Here is a 26,502-nt window from a genome sequence, read left to right as displayed (position 1 = left end):
GTGAGTCTTATGAAGGTTAAAAGGAGCGATAACAATGGCTAAAAAAGCGCCGGATATGGGTGAATATAAATATGGGTTTCGCGATGAGCACCAGTCTATTTTTCAATCTGGAAAAGGTCTGACTGAAGAGATTGTCCGTGAAATTTCCCGAATCAAGGAAGAGCCGGAGTGGATGCTCGATTTTCGGCTGAAAGCTTTGAAGCAATTCTACAAAATGCCGATGCCTGGGTGGGGAGCGGATTTGTCCGGATTAAATCTTGATAACATTCAATACTATGTTCGCCCTTCCGAAAAACAAGGAAAGACCTGGGAGGAGGTTCCCACCGAGATTAAAGCAACCTTTGACAAGCTAGGGATTCCTGAAGCGGAGCAAAAGTTTCTGGCAGGCGTATCCGCTCAATACGAGTCGGAAGTAGTCTATCACAGTATGCGGAAGGAACTGGAGGAGCAGGGCGTTGTTTTCCTTGATACGGATACTGCTTTAAAGCAATATCCTGAAGTGTTCAGGCAACATTTTGGAACGATCATCCCTCCCGCCGACAATAAATTTGCAGCGCTTAACAGTGCGGTTTGGTCAGGCGGCAGCTTTGTATACATTCCGAGGGGCGTTCAATGTGAGGTTCCTATACAAGGGTATTTCCGTATTAATTCTGAAAATATGGGCCAATTCGAGCGGACATTAATTATTGCCGAAGAGGGTAGTTTTATCCATTATGTTGAAGGATGTACAGCGCCTATTTATAGTACCAGTTCTCTGCATAGCGGAGTTATTGAAATTATTTGCAGGAAAGATTCCCGTGTCCGTTACACGACAATCCAGAATTGGGCTCCTAATATCTACAACTTGGTAACCCAAAGGGCTGTAGCAGAGGAAAATGCCACAATGGAATGGGTGGACGGCAACATCGGCTCCAAGGTAACCATGAAGTATCCGGCTGTAATATTGAAAGGAAGGGGAGCCAAGGGGTCCATCCTGTCTATTGCCGTAGCCGGTAAAGATCAGCATCAAGATGCCGGTGCGAAGGTAATTCACCTTGCTCCCGAGACAACATCTACGATTATATCCAAATCGATCAGCAAGCAGGGCGGCAAAGTAAACTACCGGGGATTGTCAAGCTTCAGCCGCGATTCCGCAGGATCCAAGTCCAATATTAAGTGTGATACGTTGATTTTGGACAACCTGTCATCATCAGATACGATTCCTTACAATGAAATTAAAAACGATCAGATTACTTTGGAGCACGAGGCAACAGTATCCAAAGTGTCCGAGGAACAATTGTTTTACTTAATGAGCCGCGGGCTTACAGAACAAGATGCCACACAAATGATTGTAATGGGCTTTATTGAGCCGTTTACCAAAGAATTGCCGATGGAATATGCCGTTGAAATGAATCGGCTGATTCAATTTGAAATGGAAGGCAGCATCGGTTGATTCAATAATTTAATAGATCAAACCTTTATCACTCTTTAAAGAAGTACGAGGTGTTGGTAATGAAGAAGAATAATTCGGACAATTCAGAACTAGCTCAAATTACCCGAGAGATACGGAAACTTCAGTTCTACTTCAATATGCTGTCAGGATTGAGCGCAAGTTGTGGTGTGATGATACCTTTAGACTCTATTTATACGCTTATAAGGGAACTTTCGGATCAAGAGGCCAGTCTTAGGCAAAAAGCAAAGGATCAGTCAGACTATCTAGGGTGAAAAAAGGCTTGAATTGACTGTTGGTAAAACAATGAGAGGAGCTGGAATAATGGAGGGGAATGGAATTTTATTCGATGAAGTATCGGAAGTGCTTCTCAAACTACGTCCTTTCTTACTGCGTGACGGTGGAGATGCTGAATTAGTCGAGGTTGAGAACGGTATAGCCAAATTAAGATTTTTGGGAGCTTGCAACGGTTGCCCAAGTGCTACGATTACGTTAAAGGCTGCTATTGAGCGCGCAATTCTTGAAGAGATTGAAGAGATTAAAGAAGTTGTACAAGTATTCTGAATTTATTTAGGTAAAAGACACTAAATGTATCCTCAAATGTATGCATACTGTGTGTCTGAGGCATCTTGAGAGAGCTGTCAGCACTCATTCGCTCGTTCTCACCATAGAGAAAGGAGCACACTTGAAGTGAATAATATGAAGGTATAAAAGATCAAGAAGCAGTCAAAGTTATGGCTTCTTATAAATGGGAATATGGAATGAGAAAGGCAACTATATATAGAATAAAATGATAATGTTTAGCTAAAATTAAATATTTTTAAAAATGCAAAGCCCTATGAAGTGTACCCCATATGGCTTTGCAAATAATTAGTTGTAAAGATAAAAAACAACTGCCAGTATAAAAGTAATTGTCAACTGTTGTTTGCAATCTTCATGAATGATTTCATTTCATTTTGCTTATTTATTGATAACTGGCTCATAATGGGTAATCAACTTGGCTTCAGCTTCTTTGTCACCTTTTGTGCTAAATGGAGCAGAGTTAAAATGCTATTCATGTTCATCCTCTTTTTATCGTCTAGAAGTGAATGATAGGTGAATTATGACATAAACGGAGGGCTACGACATAGGTTTACCCTTTTTATTATCTATGGGAAACCAGGTGCGGGAATGTGTGTCTATTAGCCTGACGGCAGCATTATCCGTCCCTGCCCGAATTATCGGAAAGCACGCAGTTGCAAGGGTCTGCGTCCGATAGCTCATTTTTTTATTGCATCAAAATTGTAACAACTCATTGAGCTTACTTTCAGGCTCTTCACCATTTTCTACACGTTTTATATTATTGACAAAAAAGTCATATCTTTTCTTATGAAATTTCCGGCCATCAGGCATTCCTGCTGTATGGGGCGTAAGGATCACATTCCCCAGATTCCGGAGCTCACTGTCCAAAGGAAGCGGCTCAGTTTCAAACACATCTAAGCATGAGCCGGCAATATCCCCGTTTTTTAGAGCATTAATCAAGTCTCGTTCGTTGACAATCCCGCCGCGGGCCGTATTGATAAACAAAGCGGTTTTCTTCATTTTTTGAAACATCGTTTTGTTGATCAACTGCTTGGTTTGCGAATTCAAAGGCAAGTGTACACTGACGATGTCCGATGTGCTTACAAGAGTATCAAAATCCGTCATTTTCACAAAACCGTCCGATTGTGCAACGTAATTTCTCTTATAAGCCAGCACCCTCATATCAAACACTCGGCAAAACTCAGCTACTTTTTTCCCAATAGCGCCCAAACCGATAATCCCAATGGTTTTCCCTTCTAATTCATATCCGGTATAGTCCAAATGATGTTCATCCATCCTGTTTTTCATGAACGCATCCAGAAACGGTATGTTTTTATAATAAGACAAGATCAGCGCCATAACGTGCTCAGCTACTGCGTGTGCATTCACGCCTGCAGCATTGGCCACCCAAATGTTACGTTGTGTGCAGGCAGGGATATCCACATTATCAAATCCTGCACCTGTCTGTACTAACTTTAAATCTTTTGCAGTAGAAAGCAGGCTGTGATCTACTTTAATATGTTCAGGGATTATGACCTGACAATCTTCGATATGATGCAGCATATCTTTTCCGGGAGGGGCAATAACTACGTTCCAATCTTGCGGAAAATATCTTGCGATGTTTGATTTTGAGGTTTCGTTAAAATAACCAACTATAAGAATTTTCATGTTAAACCACCCTTCGTTGCTGTTTGTCTTGATTAATGATAATTTTAAATATGAAGAATAATAGTGTAAAACTCAAATATTTTGAGAACTATATTAAGTATTTCTATATATCGAGGGGATATTCTATGTATTTTCCTGGGATTGAAGCATTTTTAGCAATTGTACGGACCCAGAATATAAGCAAGGCGGCCGAATGGCTGCACTTGTCACAAGCGACGGTAAGCTACCGGTTAAAGACATTGGAGGAGCAAATGGGCGGCCTTTTGGTTGAACGGAGAAAAGGGGCATCCAAAATCAGTCTGACCCCAAAAGGGGAAAACTTTTTTAGCATTGCGGAACGATGGGAGGCTCTTTGGAGGGAAACACAAATCTTACAGGCTAGCGGTTCGCAGTTAAGTTTGGCCATAAGCGCTGCCGAAAGTATAAGTCATTTTGTTTTGCCACCTGTGTATAAAATGCTAAATCAGCATACTCCGTCAATTCGTCTGCAAATTCGAACGCAGCATACTCAGGAAGCTTTTGACAGTATTGAACGACGCGAGATGGATGTGGCATTTGTGGTGCGGGAAATCGTGTCGCCTAGTGTCACGGTTAAACCGTTTTTTAAGGAAGAAATGGTACTACTGCGTCTGGCTGTGCCGGGGCGTCAGGCTGGAGGTGCGGTTGAAATGAAAGAATTGGAGGCACAGCACGAAGTCTTTATCAATTGGAACAGTGAGTTTCAATTCAGACATGATCAGTGGTGGGATCCTCTTTGCCCATCCCGTGTTCATCTGGATACAGCGGGACTCATCACTACTTTTTTGAATAACACCAAACAATGGACGATCGTGCCTGCTTCGATTGGCAATTATATGATGCAGATGGGAGATTTTGTTCTCCAGAAACTATCTGTTTCTGTGCCTCCAAGAATGTGTTATAAAGTAACGCATAAGTTTCCAAACCAGGCTTTACACGAGCCCCTTCGTATTCTTGATAACTACCTACAAGATTTACTTGGAATAACATGATCCGGGATATATTTGCAATTGATTATTGGCTTGCAAACTGGTGTATGAAGAAAATAGAGCATTAGACTGAAGCTTGCGAAGCGCTTTAGATAAGTTGGGCTGCAGTAATTGGCAGACTGACATGTGCTGGTACAGGCATGCTGATGATGGCTTTGGAGGATTCTCCTAATAGGCATACTTGACTGAACAAAGCGAATGCAATAGTGAAGGCCCAACTGGTGTTGATCCAGATGGATCATGGCCTGAATCTATACGATATCATCATGCAGCTTTAGAGCGGTTTGTCGGTTATACGAAGGTGCTTGAGAATATGACGGGTGAGAATTGGTTTGAGAGTACTACGCTGTTACATATGTTTAATATAGCGTAGGTATGCAGACTCCGGGGTATGAATACTTCGGCGACGGGATATCCACACCTCCTTTTGGCGAAAGGCCTGTGAAGCCGGTTTCAATGCGGTATAGTTGCTGGTGGCGGTAAGTTCATAAACGGGAAGCGTTAGGGTTTTCGTTGATGGACAAGAAGTTTTAAATAGTTCTGGAGAAGTTCAACGCCTCTATCCCGAGCTGTTCCCGGCAATGTTTAAAATTCCTATTCAAGTAGGTGGTGAACTCACGATAACTATTGAGGAACGAAAAAGTATGGGATGTCGGGTATAGGAAGATGCAATATTCTTGGAATTGAGTCCATTGATTAAATTCGACTTACGAGGACTTCATCATTCCCAAGGCCGATTCGGACTAGGATGTGCGACGGGGCTGAAAAAGGCGGGCATCAGTTCTCGGCCGGGGACGGTTACGCCATTATTGCCATGGTGGAAAAAGGCCTGGGCAGCATCATCCTCCCGGAGCTGGTCACCCGGTTCCAGCATGAGCATGTAGCCATGCTTGAGCTGGAAGAGAGCAGCTTCCGTTCCCTTGGCTTCGCGGGTCAACTCGATGAAATATGCTTCACCAGCAACGCGGCGGTTTCTGCACATGTGCAGAGCTGGTCGTCCGGCAAGGGAGTGATTTGACCCAGTAAATATGCACACAAAAGGCATGTTTTTGAAACTGAAAACATGCCTTTTTGCCAATGGTCATCATTTGCTTAATTTTTGTCCTTCGTTGTCAAGAAACAACAGCTCGTAGTATTTTTTTGGCCGCCCTTTACTGTTGTCCCGTTTTTCAAATACCGTTTGTACGTACTTACTTTCTTCAATTTTGTTAAGGATACGGTTTGCACCTCTGACGGTCATGGACAGGCACTCGGCAACATCCTCAGAGGATAATTTATTGGTTCTCATGATTTCTGCATAGGACATGATTTTTTGCAAATTGATGTTGTTGATTCCGATCCTTTTGGCTAACGCAATGATTTCCGGGTCACCCTGTTCGGAGAACTGGATGACATTCATGCTCCGCATGGGGCCGACAACCTTCTGATTCTCGTCTATAAAAAAGCTGCAACTGCCCGTAAAGGCCTCCGCCTGTCTGTGAGCTTTGGTAGCGTTGACGTTCGCTTGAAAATATTCATGCCCCGAGCCCCACCCAATCTTCACCTTGTCGCTTATGCGCTCTTCCAGATATTCCAGCAGGGTGCAGTTATGCGCGTTAGAGGTGATCCTCATGAAATTTCCGTAGGTAGTGTACAGTCTGACAAAGCCTTCTGAAATTTGGGCCGTGTCTGCCAGATTCATGCTATGCAGAAACCTGCCGACAAGGACTTTTAGCTCATGAAGCTGCTCTTCAGAGGGTGGCTGCTCAGTTATGGCCGATAAGCATGCAACAACTGCCCTCTGGTTCTTAAGCTTGAGGATGGTAATTTCGTTGATGATCTCGCTTATGGTCTCTTTGACGTTCTCCAAGGTGGGGCGGATTAAGATATATCTGACTCCGTGCTTTTGCAGTTCCGGCACAAAATGGCCGAACGCCGTGATGGATAGATCTATTTTCTCATCTTCCCACAGCGTGATATGGTTCTCCAGCATGGTCTCCACCCGTTTGAGCAAATCTCCGCTGTCAATGGGTTTGCCCTCATGAGTCAGGTATTGCTGGAATTCGCTGAAAGACTCGATGATATACGCATAATCCACATAGATCCGAGAGATATCCAGCCCATGTTCTGTAACCAGCAGCCGGAAAAGCTCCCTGTACAACAGGTTCTCATCATCCTGCAAAATGTGAACAGGCACCTTGTCATCCAGGCTTTCCTTATCGATGGACTCGTAAAGCATCCTGCCGCTGATCACAAATCCATCCACCGAATCCAGGTTTTTGAGATAGATGTCTGTTGTTTCCCGGAAATTGCTGATTGTAAGAAACCGGAACTGACATAGTGGCCGCATTTCTTCTTCAATGGCGCGGAAATAGTCCATATGGGTCTCAGGCGTGATAATACCCAGCTTGATTTTCATGATAGATTCCTTTCATAAACAGTTCAATCAAAAGAGTTATATCACAATAAATGTGATATTACAATGTTCCGCCAGCCTCTGAAATAATGTTCTTAAAATGTCTTAATATCTCTTGACAGGGAATAAAAATGCCAGTACGATAAATCCGTTCTTAAAAAGTCTTAAAATACAAAGGGGGGAATGTTAACTCTGTTCTAACGTTCATTTAATTTGTGCTTTGGGAGATGTTCATTGTGTTTGAAGAAGCTGAAGACTTTTTGATTATGGCGCATCAGCTGCAGGACAAATTGGTCAAGTATCGGCATCATCTTCATGCGGTTCCGGAACTTGATCTAAGTTTGCCCAGGACAACCTCATATGTAAAAGAGGCCTTGGAGTCGATGGGCCTTAAGCCCGCTCCCGTAGGAAAATCAGGCTTAATGGTTACCATTGGCGGACAGCATGAAGGGAAGGTGGTTCTGATCCGTGCGGATATGGACGGGCTGCCGATTCAAGAAGAAACGGAGCTGTCTTACGCATCGTTGAATGGAAACATGCATGCTTGCGGTCATGACATGCATACTTCCATGCTGCTGGGAGCTGCGGAGATTCTGAAGGCTAACGAACAGCAGCTTCGCGGGACGGTTAAGCTTATGTTTCAGCCGGGTGAAGAGACGCTGCACGGGGCAAAAATGATGCTGGAGAGCGGGATTCTCGATAATCCCAAGGTGGATGCAGCCATGATGCTTCACGTATTGACTGGAATGCCGCTTCCTACCGGACAATTTGTAGTGCCTGAGGAAGGTGGAGCGATATCTGCTTCTTCGGATTGGTTCGAAATTATCATCCGCGGAAGGGGCTCACATGGCGCAATGCCCGAGGCCGCAGTGGACCCCTTAAATGTGGCTGCTCATCTTCATCTGGCGTTGCAGGGTATCCTTAGCCGGGAAGTTTCGCCAATTGATAATGCAGTGCTTACCATTGGCGTGATGGAAGGCGGAAGTACAAACAACGTGATTCCCGATATGGCCAGAATGAAAGGAAGTGTACGTACCTTTAGCGCCGCATTGCGGGATAAAATGGAGACTCGTATCTGTGAAATTTCCGCAGGAATAGGAGAAACTTTTCAGGCCAAGGTGGAAGTGATCTATACGAGGGGATGTCCTGAGGTGAAAACGGACAGCGGGCTGAACCGGCAAATGAGAACGACGATTGCCAACACTTTTGGCGCGAGTTCCTTCATCGGTATAACCCAACTGGTACCCGGTGGTAAATTAATGGGATCAGAAGACTTCGCATTTGTCTCACAGGCGGTGCCAAGTACGACAGTGTTCCTTAACGCAGGCAATATCGAGGAAGGCTATAGTTACCCTGTACACCATCCAAAGACGATGTTCTCGGATGAGGTGCTTCATAGAGGGGCTGCGGCTTACGCTGCTTTTGCCAGAGATTGGCTTGAAAGTAATAGATAAGTTCTAAACCAAACTTAGGAGGAATTAAGATGACAGAGAGACGTATGATTGGACCCACTAAATTTGAAGAGTACTCGGAGAAATACAAGGAATTCCTGTTAATGACCCGCCGTGACGGAATCATTGAAGTGCGTCTGCACACCGACGGAGGTTCGTACAAGCACAATTGGGAAGCTCATACCGCCTGGTCTCATGCCTGGTCAGATATTGGCCGTGACCCTGAGAACGAAGTCATGATTATTTCGGGAACTGGGGATAAATGGTTGATTGGCGACCCTGAGGTCTGGAATACGAAATTCATGGATTGGCCGAAGCAAAAGAAGCTCGAACAGTATCATGAATCACTGAGACTGCTTGAAAATCTGATCTTCTGCATTGACATCCCGACCATCGGGGCGGTCAACGGGCCGGGAACGCACTGTGAACTCGCAACGCTCTGTGATATTACCATTTGTACAGAAGACGCTGACTTTTTCGATCCGCATTATCTGGGAGGCACGCCTCCGGGAGATGGAATGCTGCTCACACTGCAGAGCATGATCGGTTTCAAAAAAGCAGCCTATTACGCCTACACCGGCAAGAATATCAATGGTCAGACCGCCTTGGATCTGGGTATTGTCAGTGAAGTGCTGCCCCGCGAAAAGCTTCTTCCACGCGCTTGGGAGCTCGCGGAGATGATCATGCAGGCACCGCGTTCAACGAGACATCTGTCTCACTCCATTATCTCCCGGCCATGGAAGCAAGCTCTGGTCGCCGATCAGGGATTCCAGCTTGCCCACCAAATGTACGACATGGCCATTGATGAAGAAGGAGCGCTGGAGCGGCTGAAGAAAATGCAAGGACGCCTGATGGGCAACGATGTTCAATAGAAAGATGACGGGACCTACTCGGCTCGAAGAATACTCGGAGAAGTACAAGGACTTATTCCTCATGACCCGCCGCGGCGGTATCCTCGAAGTGCGTATGCACACTGACGGGGGACCTATACAATTCGACTGGCCGGTCCAAGCGGCATATGGTCATGTATGGTCCGATATTGGCCGTGATCCTGAGAATGAGGTCATGATCCTTACAGGGACAGGAGAGCTGTGGCAGACAGGCAATCCTGAAGTCTGGACAACCAAATTCATGGATTGGCCGAATCGCCGGAAGCTGGAAATGTAACATGAGTCACTCAGAATGATTGAAAATATGATCTATTGCATGGACATCCCCACGATTGGGGCGATCAATGGCACAGGCGCACACTGGCAGTTGGGGACGCTCTGCGATATTACCATTTGTGCGGAAGACACAGCATTCTTCGATGCCCATTATCTGGGCGGTGTTCCGCCTGGAGATGGAATCGTCCTGGCACTTCAAAAGATACTGGGAATCAAGAAAGCGGCATTTTATGCATACACGGGCATGAACATTAATGCTCAAACGGCATTAGAGCTCGGTCTGGTCAGTGAGGTGCTGCCTTATGAACAGCTTCTTCCACGGGCATGGGAGCTGGCAGAGATGATCATGCAGGCACCCCGCTCTACAAGACATCTTGCTCATTCGATTGTATCGCATCCGTGGAAAGAAGCCCTTGCCAATGATCAAGGCTTCCAGCTTACTCACCAATTGTATGACATGGCCATTGATGAAGAGGGAATTCATGAGCGGCTGATGAAGATCAAGGAACGTTTTCAGAGGAGTGGGCAATAGCCGGAAAGGATGTATGGGTGCTATGAGATCGTTGACTGAACTCTATAAGATTGGCAGTGGACCGTCCAGCTCCCATACCATGGGGCCGGAGAAAGCGGCCAGAATCTTCAAGTCAGAAAATGAAGATGCAGACCAATTTAAGGCGTTGATTTATGGTTCCCTTGCCAAAACAGGTAAAGGCCATATGACGGACAAAGCTATTATTAGAGCACTGTCACCCGTTAGGGCGGAGGTTCAATTTGTTCCGCAGGCAGATTTTGTTCTGCCCCATCCCAATACCATGGACTTGTTCGCTTACAAAGGCGGGCGGCAAACCGCATCCATGCGTGCTGTCAGTATCGGCGGCGGGGATATCGTGATTGAGGGGCGGGAGGAGACGCATGGGCCTGATGTTTACCCGGAGAACAGCTTTGCAGAGATCAGTACCTTTTGTAAAGCGAATCATATCCGGCTAAGCGATTACGTCGAGCAGCGTGAAGGCAAACAGATCTGGGAATTCCTCCAAGGAATCTGGGAAGCGATGAAGTATTCGATCGACGAAGGGCTGTCCGTCACAGGTATTCTGGAAGGCGGTCTTAATGTCGAACGCAAGGCGAAATATCTCTATCATCAGGGGCATGTGGATGAGAGCCCGGAGACACGGGAGAACCGGATCGTCAGCGCATACGCTTTCGCCGTCAACGAACAGAATGCCGCCGCCGGCACAGTCGTAACGGCTCCGACCTGCGGAGCCAGCGGTGTTGTCCCTGCCTCGCTTCGTTATATGCAGGGGAAGATGCAGGTCCCGGACGAACAGATTCTCAGGGCTCTGGCCGTCGGAGGGCTCATGGGCAATCTGGTCAAGCAGAACGCCTCCATCAGCGGCGCTCAGTGCGGCTGCCAGGCGGAGGTTGGCACGGCTTGCTCGATGGCATCAGCTGCACTGGCTGAACTGTCTGGTATGGAGATCGATCAGATTGAGTATGCGGCGGAGGTTTCCATGGAGCACCACTTGGGATTAACCTGTGATCCGATTAACGGACTGGTTCAGATTCCTTGCATCGAGCGGAATGCTGTCGGTGCGATGCGGGCGATCAATGCGCTGAGTCTGGCCAAATTCTTGTCTGGTACCCGTAAGATATCCTTTGATTTGGTTGTACAGACCATGTATGAGACAGGCCTGGATATGAACAGTAGTTACCGCGAAACTTCAGAGGGCGGGCTCGCTAAGCTCTATAAAATGGACAGCTAAATGATGCGATGATGGGGTATTAATTCCATACTTATGTAATGAGATTGAAGAACATCCCTAACTGGTGGTTGGCAGAAGGGATGTTCTTTTGTGCGATTGACACCGCATCGTGCTAACGGGTGAAAATCCCAAGTATACCGCGGATGGCTAACGTATCGGCTGCGTGTGTGAACATGGCCTTAACTATGTTCAGACAACCGACCCTGGTCTTTATAAATTTCAGAATATCTCGTTCAGTTAACCCATAGATGATGTGAAACCTAAAAAAACGGATTGTCTCATGACCACCCGTTTTTTTAGGTTAGGTATAGATATATAAGTTTATTGCATAGTCAGATTTTTGGTAATGACGATGCCGATAACTTTCCCATTCTTTATACTGAATTGAATCCAGTACTGATTATCTGTTGAGTGTTGAAGCTATGCATCTTTTGAGCGTATAAACTACTCATCACTTGAAGAAGGAACAGCGTCAGGGTAAGCCTCATTTATTTCCGCAGTAGTGCTTCCAATGTGAATCCCCCGAGGCGTACTTCCTTCAAAGCCACCGATAACATTGATTTGCCAAATTGAGGTTCCAAAATCAATGGTGCCCCCATGATCCTTAAAAATCTAGTACTGCGTATCGCCTAAATTTCAGGGTATAATCTGTTGAGCCTGATCCGAGCATCTTTTGTTGTGAATTGCCAATTAACGGTCGAACGTGCAGTGTTCCGGTCGGATTGCCAAGCCGCTACGCGTGAGATCATTTCTTCTTTGGTGGCCACATAATCGGAAAGCGCCTGTCGGCTCAACACGCCTATCTCAATTTCAGCCATGTTCAGCCAGCTTCCATGCTTCGGCGTATGATGGATTTCCAGTTTGTCCGCTAATCGTTTTGCCTCGGCTGGCTCAAACGCTTCGTATAACGAGCCGATGCTATGCGTGTTGAGGTTGTCCATAACCAAGACGATCTGCTCGGCTTCCGGATAGTGGGTGTCTACAAGTTCCTTGATGCAAGCTGCAAAATCAACACGCGCCCGATGATCACTAACACGTACATGACGCTTTGCTTCCTGCGGCGCGAACATCATAAACAGGTTGACAACACCGTTGCGTTTGTATTCGTAATCGATACGCTTCGGCTCGCCTGGCTTGGCCGGAAAGGAAGGCCTCGTTTCAATTGTGAGCTGGCGGTTCGTTCATCCAAACAAATCAAGGGCCGCTTGGGGTCATAGGGACGTTGGTAAACATCCAGTACATCCTCCATGCGTGCCACGAACTCGCCGGAAGCTTCCGGGATACACCACTGTTTCTTCAGCCACGGTTTAAGTTTGTTTTTTTCATCATACGTTGTATCGTCATGGGCGAAATTTCATCTACAATTTCCAGTTTAACCATGCGATCGGGGAGCAGTCGAACCGACCATCTGCTGTACCCTTCGGATGGCTCACTACAGGCAATGGCGACCAGTTTCGCCTCGGTCTCACCATCAAACTTGATCTTGCGATTGGCTTGTTTTTCAAGCTCCAATGCCGTTTCGAAGCCTTTTTCGACCAGCCGTTTTCGCAAATTTCGGACGGTGCTTTCACTTGTATGATAGGCTTCTGCAATTCGGGTATCTGGCCACGCTGGTCCCAACTCGTCTTCATCGGCTTTCAGTACATATGAGCGTGCTTGATTTTATATCCGACAACTTTACCTTTTTTAATCAGTTGTTCTAATTGCTCACGCTCTTCTTGGCTCAATTCAACGACCCATCTTTTTTCCATTTCCAGTTCCTCAAATCCTTTTTATTGGATTTATCGGCTGGCGAGTCTTTCACTATTAATTCCTGAAGAGAAGTACGAGGTGTTGGTAATGAAGAAAAATAATTCGGACAATTCAGAACTAGCTCAAATTACCCGAGAGATACGGAAACTTCAGTTCTACTTCAATATGCTGTCAGGATTGAGCGCAAGTTGTGGTGTGATGATACCTTTAGACTCTATTTATACGCTTATAAGGGAACTTTCGGATCAAGAGGCCAGTCTTAGGCAAAAAGCAAAGGATCAGTCAGACTATCTAGGGTGAAAAAAGGCTTGAATTGACTGTTGGTAAAACAATGAGAGGAGCTGGAATAATGGAGGGGAATGGAATTTTATTCGATGAAGTATCGGAAGTGCTTCTCAAACTACGTCCTTTCTTACTGCGTGACGGTGGAGATGCTGAATTAGTCGAGGTTGAGAACGGTATAGCCAAATTAAGATTTTTGGGAGCTTGCAACGGTTGCCCAAGTGCTACGATTACGTTAAAGGCTGCTATTGAGCGCGCAATTCTTGAGGAAATCGATGATATTAAAGAAGTTGTACAAGTATTCTAAATTCATTTTAACAGAAACATAGAAGGTGTCGTCGGAAAGGAACTCTTCATGGGTTCCTTTTTCAATAATCATACCGTTCTTCATCATAAGGATGACATCCGCAGAATTTTATAGCCGATGAGCAATAGTACTCATTATTTTGATTGCCCTCATAATACTATCACCTGATCTGCGTATATACACTCCAGCTATTTACAAAGTGGCCGATGGAGAATATAAGGGCAGGGACAACAAAGAGATAAGAGTGCAGCCAATATGCCAGAAGGACAAAATACAACATTGGGAAGAGGGCCATGGGTATTGGGATAGGACCTAAGGGTTTAAACAATAATGAAAACTCCCGGCCGCCCCCAAAAAAGCGAATCCAGCATAGGTAGTAAATTATGAGGCAGATCCCCATTAGAAGTGTTATATAGTCTATAGGTTGCTCTGCAATCTTTCGCCCATAGAGGATAGGCAGAACAAAACAAGTGATTTGGCCAATCCGTTCGAATACCGTAAAGAGAATAGAGGTAGAGGTTAATTTGGGAATGGATCGTGGTGCAAAGCGTAATAATAGAAGGTTTGGCAACAAAATCAGAAGCGATATCAGAAACCCCTTATAGTGTAACCCCATCTGCAAGCTCCGTTCTACTTATCCTTTAGAAATAAAATATCCCAGTGTATGAAAAAGGTCAATCAGATTATGTACACTCTTGATCCGCATGATAATTTCAGAAAGGATGTTAGTTGTTAATACCAAAAAGTACTCCGGTAACCTTAAGCGGCTTCTGAAGTACTCTTTGTTTGATTTACAGATGTTCTTAAGCTATGGCTGGTCCAGAAATGGGACAAGTTAAGGAAGCTTGTTGCCCGCTGCACGATAAATCTCGTACCATTCCTGACGGGTCAGCGTGATATCCGACGCTTTGGCAATATCAAGCAGACGCTGGGTATTAGTCGTGCCCACGATGGGCTGCATGTTGGCCGGATGTCTGAGCAGCCAGGCAATCGCGATGGCGGTGTCGGCAACCTCTTTTTCAGCGGCCAGGCGGCCAATGACTTCATTTAATTCAGGGAACTTCTCGTTGCCCAGGAATACGCCCTCAAAGAAGCCGTATTGGAACGGTGACCAAGGCTGGATGGTCATATCATGCAGGCGGCTGTACTCCAGAATGCCTCCATCATGTACAACCGAACCGGTGTTGGTCATGTTGACGTTGAAGCCGGCATCAATCATGCCTGAGACCATAATGCTAAGCTGCAGCTGATTGAAGAGCAGCGGCTGTTTGACATTTTTTTTGAGCAGCTCGATTTGCAGCGGGTTCAGGTTGCTGACACCGAAGTGCTTAACCATGCCCTTTTGCTCCAGGAGATCAAAGGCTTCAGCCACTTCCTCCGGCTCCATCAGCGTGTCGGGGCGGTGCAGCAGGAGCACGTCTACATAATCGGTTTTCAGACGCTTCAGGCTGTTCTCCACCGACTGGACAATATGCTCCTTGGAGAAGTCGAAAAAGCCTTGGCGGATTCCGCATTTCGTCTGGATCATCAGCTGATCACGCATGCCCGGGCTGGCGGCAAGTACGCCGCCGAATACTTCTTCAGCTTTACCGGCTGCATAAATATCCGCATGATCAAAAAAGTCTATTCCGGCCTCCAGCGCACTGTGAATATGCATGTCAGCGTCTTGCGGAGACAGATCGGCAAGACGCATGCAGCCTAAAGAAATCTGGGCGACCTCAAGCTGGCTGTTGCCTGCTTTAATTTTTTTTACCATTGTTTGCTCACTCCTCAAATGTAAGGTTCCTAGTAAAGTGTAGACCTTAGAGTTAACTGTAAGTCAATAGATTTTTAAAGCGCTTTTAATAGAACGCGAATGGTGTTACTTTAGAGATGGAACCAAAGCCAAAGGCGGAAGGGAGCTGTTATCATGGGATACAGCATCAAAACCATATCACAAAAAAGCGGTCTGAGCCAATATACGTTACGTTATTACGAAAGAGAGGGCGTACTGCCCGTGGTTGCCAGGGATGAGAACGGAAACCGTTGTTTTCACGATGAGGATCTGGAGCTGATTTCGTTAATTTGCTGCCTGAAGGATACCGGGATGCCGATAGCAGATATCAAACAGTTTATCTTGTTATCCAAGGAAGGAATCAGCACACTATCCGAGCAGCGGAAATTGCTGCAGGCTCATAAGCTGCATATTGATGAGAAGATTAAGTTTTTCCAGACCTTTGCGCAAAAGATAGATCATAAAATTGCTTATTTTTCCTCGCTTGAGGAGGAGGCTAAGGCGGATTGCAAGTAATCTTACAGAGGTAGTCAGCGTCAGCGATGGCTGCGTATTAAGGGATGAGGAGATATACCCATTCGGGTGGGGGATCGGCATCTAAAGTTCAACCTATAGAGAGATCCATAGCCACTATCCGTTAGCTACGGATAGTGGCTTGTTTGCTTGCTGCGGCTATCCACACGGATACCCGCCCATCCGCAGCAGTGCATTTCATCAGGAGAAGCGCTGGCGGTATTGCCGGGGAGAGATCCCTTCCAGCTTCATGAAGCTAGAGCTGAAATAGGGAGCCTGGTTGAAGCCGACTTCTTCAGCAATCCGTGCGATGGGGAAGCTGGTCTGCATCAGCAGCAGCTTGCTCTGTTCAATGCGGTAGCGGAGCAGGTATTCCATTGGAGAGCAGCCGTACTCCCTGTTCATACAGCGGGCAATATAGACCGGATGAAAATTCAGGCTGTCTCCCAGCATGCCCGTCGTGATCTCCTCGCGGTAATGGGCACGCAGATAAGAGGCGGCTTGCTCGGCGCAAGCGGTGGTCAACGAGACGGTCTGCTCCCGGTGCATGGAGGCGGAGAGCTGCTGCAAGCTGCTTAAGACACGGCTCCCCCCGGTTCTATCTTCAATCCGAAGAAGAGCCGGGGGTTATTTGTGTGCTCACGAAGCTGCCGGAAAGGTCCAAATTCTCACGATTCTGCACAAAAGTCCGAAATGTACACTGCACGGTTAGCAACATAATGCAGGAATACCCTCAAGCTGCACTGTTCGCCGGAAGGGGGGGCTCCTATACTTGGGTCATACATTGGACGGAGCCGCTGAGCGCAGCAGGAGTGTCCAAGCGGAGGCGGGAAATCGGGCGCCGCTGCAACTTATATATAGGTATAGGAGAGTGAAGGCTTTGAGACAGCGCAAACGCAAGAATCGAATGCCGCTAGCCATTGAACTTCCCTTAAAGGGAACGGGTCAGCTGTCATCACAGATGGGGGCCGGCATGAAAAAGAAGAAAAAAGGATTTCTGCATGAGCTAATCCATAACCGTGTTCTTTTTCTGATGCTGCTTCCGACACTGCTGTTTTTTCTGGTGAATTCGTATTTTCCGATGGTCGGAGTTTATTATGCGTTCACTCAATTTGATTTCAATTCCGGACTGTTCGATGCACCGTTCGTGGGCCTCAAAAACTTTGAGTTTCTCTGGAAATCCGGGACATTGGTGAAGCTTACGCTCAATACGATCGGTTACAATCTGGCGTTTATCCTGCTGGGCAACATGCTGGCGATTGTCTGTGCCATTCTGCTCAGCGAGCTGCGCGTCAAATGGTTCAAGAAGCTTACCCAGTCGATCATGTTCCTGCCGTACTTTGTCTCCTTCGTGATCCTGAGCGTTATCGTCTACAATGTATTCAATTATGATAACGGTTTCTTGAATACCCTGCTTGCCCAGTTCGGAGCCGGTCCAGTGGATGTCTACAATAAACCGGTCGTCTGGATCTTCCTCATCATCTTGTTCTATCTCTGGAAAAACCTTGGCTATAGCATGGTAATCTATCTCGCGGCCATTACGGGGATCAGCGATGAGTACTATGAAGCGGCCAAAATTGACGGAGCGCATATTTTCCAGCGGATCTGGTATATCACGGTGCCCATGCTGAAATCGACCTTTGTTGTGCTGCTGCTGTTCTCGCTGGGCAGCATTATGAAAGGGCAGTTTGACCTCTTTTATCAGCTGATCGGTAACAATGGCGTGCTCTACAATACCACGGACATTCTGGATACGTATGTATTCCGGTCACTCAAGGTTACCTTTGATATCGGAATGGCGACTTCTGCGGGGCTGTACCAATCCCTGTTCGGCTTTATCCTGATCATGACGGTGAACTACATTATCCGCAGAATCAATGATGACTACGCGTTGTTCTAAAAGGTGCAATAGGAGGAAAAGAGCATGCATATCAAAGATGACCATTATACAAGGATGCTGCAGGGGCTGGCTTACACCGTAATCATATTAGGTTCACTGGCCTGCCTTATTCCATTCCTGCTGATTATTTCGGCTTCCTTGACTGCCAATGATTCTATCATTAAGGATGGGTATCATTTTATACCGGCGCAATTCTCGCTGGAAGGCTACAAGACGGTGTTCACGTTCCCGGATGAGGTGCTGCGGGCTTATGGTGTTACGCTGTTTACGACGGTGACGGGTACGGTGCTGGGGCTGTTTTTTATGACGATGGCCGGGTATGTGCTGGCACGTAAAGACTTCAAATACCGCAATACGTTTTCCTTCTACATCTATTTCACAACCTTGTTCGGCGGGGGGCTGGTGCCTTGGTACATCATGATGACCAAATATCTGCATCTGACCGATTCGTATGGTGCGCTGATTTTTCCGGGGCTGATGACCCCGTTCCTGATTATTCTGATGAAGAACTTTATCCGCTCGGCCGTTCCTGAGGAACTGTTCGAATCCGCCAAAATTGATGGGGCCGGTGATTTCAAAATCTACTGGCGGATCGTGCTCCAGCTGTCGATGCCCGGCATTGCCACGGTAGGCCTGTTTCTTGCCCTGGCTTATTGGAATGACTGGTTCTCGTCTTCGCTGTTCATCAATGATCCGCATAAATATCAGCTGCAGTTCCATCTGTACAATGTAATCAACTCAGCGGCATTCATTGCTAATATGGGCGCTGGTACGGGTGTCAGCCTGGGAGCCGACCTGCCCACCGAGTCGACCAAGATGGCGATGGCGATTGTCGTTACCGGACCTATTCTGTTTCTGTATCCGTTCATCCAGCGTTATTTTGTAAAAGGCTTGACGATCGGGGCTGTAAAAGGTTAGAACCGTATGGTGGAGCATGCCATTACGGTGTGCCTGCTATCCGGCTAACATAGCGTCATATTCTGATAGATGTGCTGACAAACAAACTTTAGGAGGGTTCATCATGAAAAAGAAAGCAGGCAGAAGATCACTGGTAACGCTTACGACAGCTGCGCTGGCTCTTTCGCTGCTCGCGGGATGCGGCGGCAATAACAGCAGCAACAATAGTGCAAGCAGCGAAACAGACGGTAATGCAGGCACAGCCGTGAAAACAGACAGCAGCACGGCAGCCCCGGCAGATACCGGAATCGACACTTCGAAGAAGGTGGAGCTGCAGTTCTATATGCTTGGGGATGCCCCTAAGGATCTGCCGGTGATTCAAGAGGAAATTAACAAGATGGCTCAGGAAGAACTGAATGCTACCGTTAAATTCAACTATACGAGCTGGACGGATTGGGACCAGAAATATAAGCTGCTGCTGTCTTCCGGCCAGGCGATTGATCTGATTTTTACAGCGGACTGGACGCAGTACCAATCCTATGCGAAACGCGGCGCGTTCCTGGCCATTGATGAATTGCTGCCAAAGGCGGCCCCGGAGCTGCAGAAATTTGTACCTGAGTCCATGTGGGAAGATGTGAAGGTGGATGGTAAAATCTATACGGTTCCTGCAACTTATAAAGAGTATGTGACCAACGGTTTCGTATGGCGGGAGGATCTGCGCAAGAAATACAATCTTCCACAGCCTACCGATATGGCCAGCTATGAGGCCTATATGGACGGTATTGCCAAAAACGAGCCGGATATGATGCCTATGTCCCTCAACAGCGATATCGGCAATAATCTGCACTACATTTATACTGAGCTGAACAAAATGGTTGGAGCGCTGCCTTATGGTATGGGTGTGAAGTATGAATCTCCTGCTACCGTATACACCTACTGGGGTTCCGATGAGCAAAAAGAAGAGCTGAAAACGATGAAACGCTGGGCAGAAAAAGGCTTCATTCCTAAAAACGTGCTGAACATCAAAGACACGATGCAGGACCCGGTCACCTCCGGCAAAGCGGCCAGCATGTTCGGGGATAACCCGACACGCTATAATGACATGAAGATGAAGATCAGTACGACGCATCCCGATTGGGAGCTGGGCTATTATCCGTTCGGGAAAACCACAGGTTATGCTACACCGGTACATCCGATACACAATGGTTTTGCCATTCCCAAGAACAGCAAAAATCCGGAAAGAGCACTCGCTTTCTATCAGAAGCTGGTCCTGGACAAACGGTATAACCAGTTGACGGAATACGGTATTGAAGGCAAGAATTACACCGTGGAAGACGGCTACTACAAACTGGTCGGCACGAGCCAATCTAATGGCTTCTCCCGTGAGGGGATGAATGGCTGGGCGTGGAGAAATCCGGAATTCATGCTGTTCGACAAAGGTTTTGATGGTGTGAAGGCTATCTTCGAAGAACTGGACAAAATTCAGAAGCCTGACCTGTTCCTGGGCTTTGCGGAAGACTATTCCTCGTACCAGGCGGAAAAAGCGGCGCTGGAGCAAGTGGAGAAGCAATACCTCTTCCCGCTTGAGGCAGGCCTTGTGGATGATATTGATAAAGGGCTGGAAACCTTTATGCAGAAGGCTAAGCAAGCCGGGCTGGAGAAGATTCAGGCCGAATGGACGAAACAGTGGAACGCTTATGTGGCGGAGAAAGGGATTAAGTAGTGCAGAGATGCCCCGAAAGCCTATGGCTGGCGGGGCTTTTTGCTGCGCTTTGCTCAGGGGGAAGGCTGAATGTACTTGGAGAGGGAAGGGCATTTTGGTGCTGGGCAGCTGCGTGGAATGTTTGGACTTTCGGCCGCTGGCGCTCCTACAGTTCCAAACTTCCCCTCCGCTGCTTTCACCTTGAGGAGAGTAGAAGAGGCGGCCACTACCGGGACTATCTCGGGCTCGCCCAAATCAGATGAACCATGTTAAGCCAGTAGCTTTCCACCTTATTGATTTTGAGACCCGACTCTTCGATCAGTCCTAAAATGTTTCTTGTATAGTGACAGCCATAAGCACGATATAATAGCGGATTAAGTGTTTTTTGGACAACAGACACCGCAGGGTTAGAGCTGATCCCATGCTCCATGAGAAGAATTTGCCCATTCGGTCTGCACCACCGGTTGATCTTATTCAACACCAGTAATGGATTATCATAACTGCAGAAGGATAACGTAGAAACAATGGTGTCGAATGAATGATCGGAGAAGCTCATTTCTTCAATATCCGAACAAATAAAAGTACCCTCAATATGGTGATGTTGTGCCGCCCGTTTGGCTTTCTCTAGCATCGCCTCACTAAAGTCAGTTGCGGTAACCTTTATGTCTGGAGGATAAAACGGGAAATTCGCACCTGCCCCCACGGCAAGCTCAAGCACCTCGCCCTTCGCATGACTTAAAAGCTGTTGGCGCCAACGTTTTTGTTGCGGATCTTCTCTTTTGTTATCATATTGGTTTGCCTGCTTATCAAAAATACGTATTAGCTTCTGCTTCTCCACCGATCTCCCACCTTGCAATTGAACTTGGAACTTTCCCTGTTAAAGTCTATTTCGCCAAAAGGCTCACGTTACCTTTTTTTGTAACTGATCTGCCCTTACTTCAATAAAGAGGCTTGCAGAACGCTTTCTTTTTGCGCAAAAAGAAACAGGGGCATCCCAGCAGCCATTTCATGGCTTTTGAGGCAGCCCCTGTTTTCACGCGTTTTTGGAACGCCGGTAATCGGTGGGGGTGGTGCCGAAGCTGCGCTTGAACATCCGGTGCAGGTAGGAGCTGCTGGTAAAGCCGCAGCGCTCGGCGATGATAGTTACCGGAAGATCGGTACTCTCCAGCAGGCTGCATACTTCACGCATGCGCACCTCCAGAATGGTGTCCACGATGCTGGACATGGTCTGCTGCTTGTATAGCCGGCTGATATAGATCGGGGACATATCAAGTTCGTACGCGATCTGGTTCAGGCTAAGGTTCGGCTCCATATAATTCTCGTTTATTTTCTGATTAATCATGAGGATCAGATCATGCTGCTTGGAGCTTTTTTTCTCAGCGAGCTGCTCCCGCATTTCACTGAACAGCACGAAGAAGGCTTCTTCCAGTTCAGCAACGGTTTCTACGGAATCCAGAGCGGGCAGCCCTGATGTCCCGTCACATTGTAAACGGTTACGTTTTTGGACGGTACTGATGATTTCTTTGATCGTCACACTGAGCCTGGACAATGCTAATTGCACGGTATGGAACGGATAAGATTCCGCTTCACGGAGGATGGCGCTGAAATGCTCCTGGGCGTCCTCCACTTTGCCGCTCATCAGAGCGTCGATAAGTTTCTTTTCCTTCTCGGTAGGATAGTGGTAGGTATTGGCCTGCAGACTGCTAACGGCCTGGGCGCTGATGATGCAGCCATGCCCGTAGAACAGACGATGATTTGAAGCTTCCCGGACCTGCTTATACAGCTGATGCAGCTGCAGGGCATTCCGGTCAATATGGCTGTAGGTAAGGGTGAGGCTCACTTTCAGATAATCCGAGCAGGCCTGCTGAATCTGCCGCAGCAGCGTCTCGATCAGTCCTGTATCGGTGTATTCTACCGGATCAATGATATTCAGCAGCACCAGTATGCCGTCATCATTCATATCTACGGTCTCGACACGGTAAGTCTGGCCGCAGATTTCCGAAGCGATGTTCATAATGGCAAATTTGTAGGCCAGCAAATAAGAGGATCTGGCTTCCCTGAATTCATTATAGTTGTCAATCCGCAGCAGGATGAGGCGGTAATCGTCATTGAACGTAAAGTGAATGCCAAGCTGCCTCAGCTTCTCCACCTGCTGCATGGATTGCAGCGGCTTTAACCCCAGCACCAGATCGCGCACCGTATTTTGTCTAATCATAAACATGCTGTCACGTTTTTCGCTTTCGAGAATATTCATCTCGCTGACGATCCGGTGAATGGGCAGGTACAGCCTTTTGGACATGATCCAGGACAGCCCGATGCCTCCCACCAGAATAATGACGGCAATGAGCAGGGTAGCGTTCCGGATGTTGTCGGTCTGCTCGGTGATGATGTCATACGGTGTGATCCGCACATACTGCCAGCTTAAAGCATCCGGGGCGGTATAAGAAATCAGTGAATTCACTCCTGCAAATTTGCCGATAAAATAACCTGCGGAGTCGCCCTTGACCTTCTGGTCGATCCAGCGGGTTTCCTCCGGGGAAAGCTCCTGCTGCTCCAGGCTGTTGCTGGACAGGAAGGCGCCATGGTCTGCCAGGATAAAGGTTGAGCTTTTGGAATCTATAGAACTGGTAATCTCTTTGTTGATCCAGGGCGCGGAGATGTTCACAATCACTGCTGAATTAATCGCCCGGTCCCAACCGATGGCATCAAAGCATAGAAAGGTATAGGCCCGGACCTGATCGTCCTCCTCGGCACCATTGGAATAGACCCGCGGAATCGGCATAAACGGCTTGTATTCCTCATAGTGGTTCAGGATGTCCAGAATGTTCTTATCCACCAGTTCCTGTTCGGTAAAAACACCGTTTTGTCCGCTGGAGGAGGCAATATAGAGTTTTTCGCTTTTCGGATTATAGACATAAATGGATTCAATGTATGGCATCGAACTTAAGTAATTACCAAGCTCGGACATTGCGGCCGTGACGTCGTAAATATCCGGCTTGTCGTAAAGTACAATTTTGGAGACGGTGCTGTTACGGTAGATTTGAAAGGAAAGCGATTGTGCAGCATCGTTCATGTTTACAACCTCTCTGCTTGTTTTGGTGAGGTCGCTAAGGTCGGAGCGGAAGGCCTGCGTCTTTTCGACGCCAATATAGTAGTTGTAATAAATGATCGTGGAGACGAGGAAGGTTAAGGACACACATAACGTCATACTGACTAATATTTTGCTGTACAGTGCTCTTTTGTTGCCAATCTTATTCAGTCTCATTGACATCCCCCTGACTTCATTGTCTGTACTGGCGATATAAGCCCTCTCTATATTGTTCACAGTATAATTATAAACTTCACCCTATGAACAGAACAGTAGAGCAAGATTACAATAGTGAACAGGATGAATTGCCAGGGAGTGAACAAATCCAATATCTGTGTACAAAAGCTACTATATACGCATGATCTATTGAAAGTGAACTCCACCAGTTATGTGCATGGGATCAGACAGATTTGTTGATATTTCTTTCATTCCGCTGGCAGTACAATACGTTGTATATACCGTTAATCAACAATTTAGGGATTAAACTGCCTGAAGGCAAGGCAGTGCCTGACTACGGATGGAGGAAATAAAGATCATGAGTGCACACAAGCAGGAGAGTTATGATGTGGTTGTCTGCGGGGGCGGGCTGGCGGGAGTCTGTGCCGCCATCGCCGCAGCCAGGCAGGGGGCCAGCACCTGCCTGATTCAAGACCGGCCGGTGCTGGGCGGCAACAGCTCCTCGGAAATCCGGGTGACTCCACATGGTGCGGCGCAATTTCACGCGTATGCCCGGGAAACAGGTATTATCTCTGAACTGCTGATCGAAGAGCGTGCCGCCAATCATGAACCTATACGGGAAAACGGCTGGACGAACAGTGTATGGGATATGGCCCTCTATGATATGGCTATCCGCACTCCGAATCTGACGGTGCATCTGAATTCGACGGTTACGGCGGTGGAGAAGCATGAAACGCGGCGGCTCTCGGCGGTTAAGGTGCGGGTAGCGAATGCAGATACGATGATGACCATACAGGGCAAGGTATTCATCGACTGCACAGGCGACGCCGTGGTTGCTGACCAGGCAGGCTGCGAATGGCGCTGGGGCTCGGAGAGCCGGGAGGAGTTCGGGGAGCCGCATGCACCGCTTGCCGCCAGTACGGATACGATGGGCAGCTCGATCCATTTTAAGGCCAAAGATATGGGCCGGGAGGTTCCTTTTCGGGCACCGGATTGGGCAGTCCGGTATGACGACCCGGCTTATTTCTATGAACAGGGAAGACATTTCTATGATTTGGATGCAGGTTATTGGTGGATTGAAATCGGGGTGCCCTGGAATACGGTGTACGACAATGAACAGATCCGGCATGAATTAACCCGCCATGTGCTGGGCATCTGGGATTGGATCAAGAATAAGGACCCGCTGCTGAGAGAGAAGGCGGCCAATTATGCGCTGGACTGGGTGGGGCAGGTGCCGGGGAAAAGAGAAAGCCGCAGGGTAATGGGGCGTTATCTATTGACCGAGCATAACCCGGCAGGCCGTACGGTATTCGCGGATGAGATCGCCTACGGCGGCTGGTTCATCGACCTGCACAGTGCCGGAGGTTTGCTTGCGGCGACGGCTGAGCCCTCCAGTGCAGAAGGCTACACGGAGACAAGCGATTATGCGGTTCAGAGCTACTGCGGACCGTATGGCCTGCCGCTGCGGATGCTGATCGCGAAGGATATGGATAATCTGCTGATGGCGGGACGCAACATCAGCGCTACGCACGCGGCGCTTGGCACAGTGCGTGTGATGGGGACGACCGCGCTGCTGGGGCAGGCCGCCGGAACGGCGGCGGCTGTCGCCCTGAAGCGCGGAACCGAGGTGTGCGGACTGGAGGCGGAAGGCGTCCGCGAGGTGCAGCAGTCGCTGCTGCGCCAAGGCTGTTTTCTGCCGAACTGCCGTGGCGCAGACCCCGGGGACCTTGCCCGGGCGGCGGATATCCGGGCCAGCAGCGAGGCCCGGGTCTTCGGGGCAGGACCGGAGAGCAGGGACGGCTCCGGCGGTTTCAGCGCGGCCAGGCCCGCACCGCCGCAGGGCGGAGAGCCGTTGTCCAGCCTGCGCGGGCAGTGGATTGCCATCGGCAGACCGGAGATCAGCAAGCTGTCCGTCTGCCTCAGCAATGACTCCGGCATAGAGCAGACGGTTAAAGCAGCGCTGCTGCCGGTGGATTCGATCTGGGACTACAACTGCGGTGTCGGTAAACCGCTGGCGAGCGGAACGCTCAAGGTTCCGCCCGGGCAAATGCAGTGGGTAGCCTGGGAGGTGGGGCTGGGTCCGCAGGATGGGCTGTCCGCCGGGCAATACATCCGGCTGGAGCTGGCAGAGAATCCGCAGGTGGAATGGCATATGGCCGGGATGGTCATTCCGGGCCATACCTCGGCTTATGAGATGGGGCCGTCCAGAATGCGCCGCTACCGGGATGGGGGGACGTTAAGCTTCCGCATTGATCCACCGCAGCCGTGTTACAGTCCAGCCAACGTCACCACAGGGATAACCCGTCCCTATGACTATACGAATGTGTGGCGTTCCGATCCGTCAGAGCCGCTGCCGCAATGGCTGGAGCTGCAGTGGGAGGATGCGCAGTGGATCGAAACAGTAGAGCTTACGTTTCCCGGCCATCTATTCCGCGAGTATCATTTGTATGAGCCGTTCTATCGTGATCCGCAGTGTCCCAAAGACTACTGCATTGAGATTTGGATTGCAGGGAACTGGCAGCCGGCGGTCACCGTTTATGACAACTATCAATGCCGCCGCCAGCATGTTCTGCCGGAAATGGTCAAGACAGATCGATTGCGCATAACAGTTCAGTCCACGAACGGTGATCCCAGCGCTGCGATTGCCGAGATCCGCTGCTACGCCTGATC

The 26,502-nt window shown here is 48.1% G+C and carries 22 protein-coding genes and 1 pseudogene; 15 read left to right on the top strand and 8 right to left on the bottom strand.

The genetic code is table 11. The features are described from left to right. Positions 1-34: 34 nt before the first annotated feature. Complete coding sequence (gene sufB, locus NST99_RS29020; protein ID WP_341096366.1) at positions 35-1,432, top strand: Fe-S cluster assembly protein SufB; 1,398 nt, start codon at positions 35-37, stop codon at positions 1,430-1,432. Positions 1,433-1,753: 321 nt separating this feature from the next. After that, on the top strand, positions 1,754-1,993 hold the full coding sequence (locus NST99_RS29015; RefSeq protein WP_341096365.1) for a NifU family protein: 240 nt from the start codon (positions 1,754-1,756) through the stop codon (positions 1,991-1,993). Between the two features lie 711 nt (positions 1,994-2,704). Here the strand turns inward: NST99_RS29015 and NST99_RS29010 are convergent. Continuing rightward, positions 2,705-3,658: an NAD(P)-dependent oxidoreductase gene (locus NST99_RS29010; protein WP_341096355.1), complete on the bottom strand. Its 954-nt coding sequence runs from the start codon at positions 3,656-3,658 to the stop codon at positions 2,705-2,707. A 125-nt stretch (positions 3,659-3,783) separates the two neighbouring features. Here NST99_RS29010 and NST99_RS29005 point away from each other — a divergent pair, with 125 nt between their 5' ends. Together NST99_RS29005 and NST99_RS29000 are read left to right on the top strand one after the other, a co-directional pair. Next, on the top strand, positions 3,784-4,668 hold the full coding sequence (locus NST99_RS29005; RefSeq protein WP_341096354.1) for a LysR family transcriptional regulator: 885 nt from the start codon (positions 3,784-3,786) through the stop codon (positions 4,666-4,668). Between the two features lie 745 nt (positions 4,669-5,413). Next, a complete protein-coding gene (locus NST99_RS29000; protein ID WP_341096353.1) occupies positions 5,414-5,683 on the top strand; it encodes a hypothetical protein in 270 nt (89 codons plus the stop codon). A gap of 66 nt (positions 5,684-5,749) precedes the next feature. On the opposite strand, the gene NST99_RS28995 is transcribed toward NST99_RS29000, so the two are convergent. Further along, the gene (locus NST99_RS28995) at positions 5,750-7,063 is read right to left on the bottom strand and encodes a transcriptional regulator (RefSeq protein WP_341096352.1); all 1,314 of its coding nucleotides are present in this window, start codon (positions 7,061-7,063) and stop codon (positions 5,750-5,752) included. 224 nt (positions 7,064-7,287) lie between these two features. On the opposite strand from NST99_RS28995, the gene NST99_RS28990 reads away from it, so the two are divergent. Genes NST99_RS28990 through NST99_RS28970 form a run of 5 tightly spaced genes read left to right on the top strand, consistent with a single transcriptional unit; the run spans position 7,288 to position 11,440 of the window. After that, positions 7,288-8,514, top strand: a complete 1,227-nt coding sequence (locus NST99_RS28990; RefSeq protein WP_341096351.1) for a M20 metallopeptidase family protein — start codon at positions 7,288-7,290, stop codon at positions 8,512-8,514. 29 nt (positions 8,515-8,543) lie between these two features. Then, complete coding sequence (locus tag NST99_RS28985; protein WP_341096350.1) at positions 8,544-9,383, top strand: enoyl-CoA hydratase/isomerase family protein; 840 nt, start codon at positions 8,544-8,546, stop codon at positions 9,381-9,383. 4 nt (positions 9,384-9,387) lie between these two features. Next, positions 9,388-9,678 carry a hypothetical protein gene (locus tag NST99_RS28980; protein ID WP_341096349.1) on the top strand — a complete coding sequence of 97 codons (291 nt, stop codon included), beginning with the start codon at positions 9,388-9,390 and terminating at the stop codon, positions 9,676-9,678. A gap of 15 nt (positions 9,679-9,693) precedes the next feature. Next, the gene (locus NST99_RS28975; RefSeq protein ID WP_341096348.1) at positions 9,694-10,209 is read left to right on the top strand and encodes an enoyl-CoA hydratase/isomerase family protein; all 516 of its coding nucleotides are present in this window, start codon (positions 9,694-9,696) and stop codon (positions 10,207-10,209) included. 22 nt (positions 10,210-10,231) lie between these two features. Continuing rightward, the gene (locus tag NST99_RS28970) at positions 10,232-11,440 is read left to right on the top strand and encodes an L-serine ammonia-lyase, iron-sulfur-dependent, subunit alpha (RefSeq protein ID WP_341096347.1); all 1,209 of its coding nucleotides are present in this window, start codon (positions 10,232-10,234) and stop codon (positions 11,438-11,440) included. A 629-nt stretch (positions 11,441-12,069) separates the two neighbouring features. Here the strand turns inward: NST99_RS28970 and NST99_RS28965 are convergent. Together NST99_RS28965 and NST99_RS28960 are read right to left on the bottom strand one after the other, a co-directional pair. Continuing rightward, entirely contained in the window at positions 12,070-12,603 is a 534-nt protein-coding gene (locus NST99_RS28965) for an IS630 family transposase (RefSeq protein WP_341097784.1), read from the bottom strand. A 133-nt stretch (positions 12,604-12,736) separates the two neighbouring features. Beyond that, positions 12,737-13,060: a helix-turn-helix domain-containing protein gene (locus NST99_RS28960; protein ID WP_341096346.1), complete on the bottom strand. Its 324-nt coding sequence runs from the start codon at positions 13,058-13,060 to the stop codon at positions 12,737-12,739. A 481-nt stretch (positions 13,061-13,541) separates the two neighbouring features. Between NST99_RS28960 and NST99_RS28955 the strand changes: the two genes are divergently transcribed. After that, complete coding sequence (locus NST99_RS28955; RefSeq protein ID WP_341096343.1) at positions 13,542-13,781, top strand: NifU family protein; 240 nt, start codon at positions 13,542-13,544, stop codon at positions 13,779-13,781. A gap of 835 nt (positions 13,782-14,616) precedes the next feature. Here the strand turns inward: NST99_RS28955 and NST99_RS28950 are convergent. Continuing rightward, positions 14,617-15,537, bottom strand: coding sequence for an aldo/keto reductase (locus tag NST99_RS28950; protein WP_341096341.1), 921 nt, complete (start codon positions 15,535-15,537; stop codon positions 14,617-14,619). 153 nt (positions 15,538-15,690) lie between these two features. Here NST99_RS28950 and NST99_RS28945 point away from each other — a divergent pair, with 153 nt between their 5' ends. Beyond that, a complete protein-coding gene (locus NST99_RS28945) occupies positions 15,691-16,071 on the top strand; it encodes a MerR family transcriptional regulator (RefSeq protein WP_341096339.1) in 381 nt (126 codons plus the stop codon). A 198-nt stretch (positions 16,072-16,269) separates the two neighbouring features. On the opposite strand, the pseudogene NST99_RS28940 reads toward NST99_RS28945, so the two are convergent. Next, positions 16,270-16,638 (bottom strand): annotated as a pseudogene (locus NST99_RS28940) (helix-turn-helix transcriptional regulator); the annotation flags it as partial. A 391-nt stretch (positions 16,639-17,029) separates the two neighbouring features. On the opposite strand from NST99_RS28940, the gene NST99_RS28935 reads away from it, so the two are divergent. The 3 genes from NST99_RS28935 (at position 17,030) to NST99_RS28925 (ending at position 20,588) form a co-directional block, all read left to right on the top strand. Further along, entirely contained in the window at positions 17,030-17,968 is a 939-nt protein-coding gene (locus NST99_RS28935) for an ABC transporter permease (RefSeq protein WP_341097783.1), read from the top strand. Positions 17,969-17,992: 24 nt separating this feature from the next. Continuing rightward, on the top strand, positions 17,993-18,886 hold the full coding sequence (locus NST99_RS28930) for a carbohydrate ABC transporter permease (RefSeq protein WP_038596468.1): 894 nt from the start codon (positions 17,993-17,995) through the stop codon (positions 18,884-18,886). Between the two features lie 103 nt (positions 18,887-18,989). Next, complete coding sequence (locus NST99_RS28925; RefSeq protein ID WP_341096337.1) at positions 18,990-20,588, top strand: extracellular solute-binding protein; 1,599 nt, start codon at positions 18,990-18,992, stop codon at positions 20,586-20,588. Between the two features lie 214 nt (positions 20,589-20,802). On the opposite strand, the gene NST99_RS28920 is transcribed toward NST99_RS28925, so the two are convergent. Both NST99_RS28920 and NST99_RS28915 read right to left on the bottom strand, forming a co-directional pair. Continuing rightward, on the bottom strand, positions 20,803-21,405 hold the full coding sequence (locus NST99_RS28920; protein ID WP_341096335.1) for a class I SAM-dependent methyltransferase: 603 nt from the start codon (positions 21,403-21,405) through the stop codon (positions 20,803-20,805). Between the two features lie 195 nt (positions 21,406-21,600). Next, the gene (locus tag NST99_RS28915; protein WP_341096334.1) at positions 21,601-23,832 is read right to left on the bottom strand and encodes a helix-turn-helix domain-containing protein; all 2,232 of its coding nucleotides are present in this window, start codon (positions 23,830-23,832) and stop codon (positions 21,601-21,603) included. 358 nt (positions 23,833-24,190) lie between these two features. On the opposite strand from NST99_RS28915, the gene NST99_RS28910 reads away from it, so the two are divergent. After that, entirely contained in the window at positions 24,191-26,500 is a 2,310-nt protein-coding gene (locus NST99_RS28910; protein WP_341096333.1) for an FAD-dependent oxidoreductase, read from the top strand. The last annotated feature ends 2 nt before the right edge of the window (positions 26,501-26,502 follow it).

Source organism: Paenibacillus sp. FSL L8-0470, from assembly GCF_038008625.1.
In the GTDB taxonomy this organism is placed as follows: domain Bacteria; phylum Bacillota; class Bacilli; order Paenibacillales; family Paenibacillaceae; genus Paenibacillus_AQ.
The sequence above is the reverse complement of the archived record's forward strand: the minus strand, read 5'-3'. Positions and strand labels throughout refer to the sequence as shown.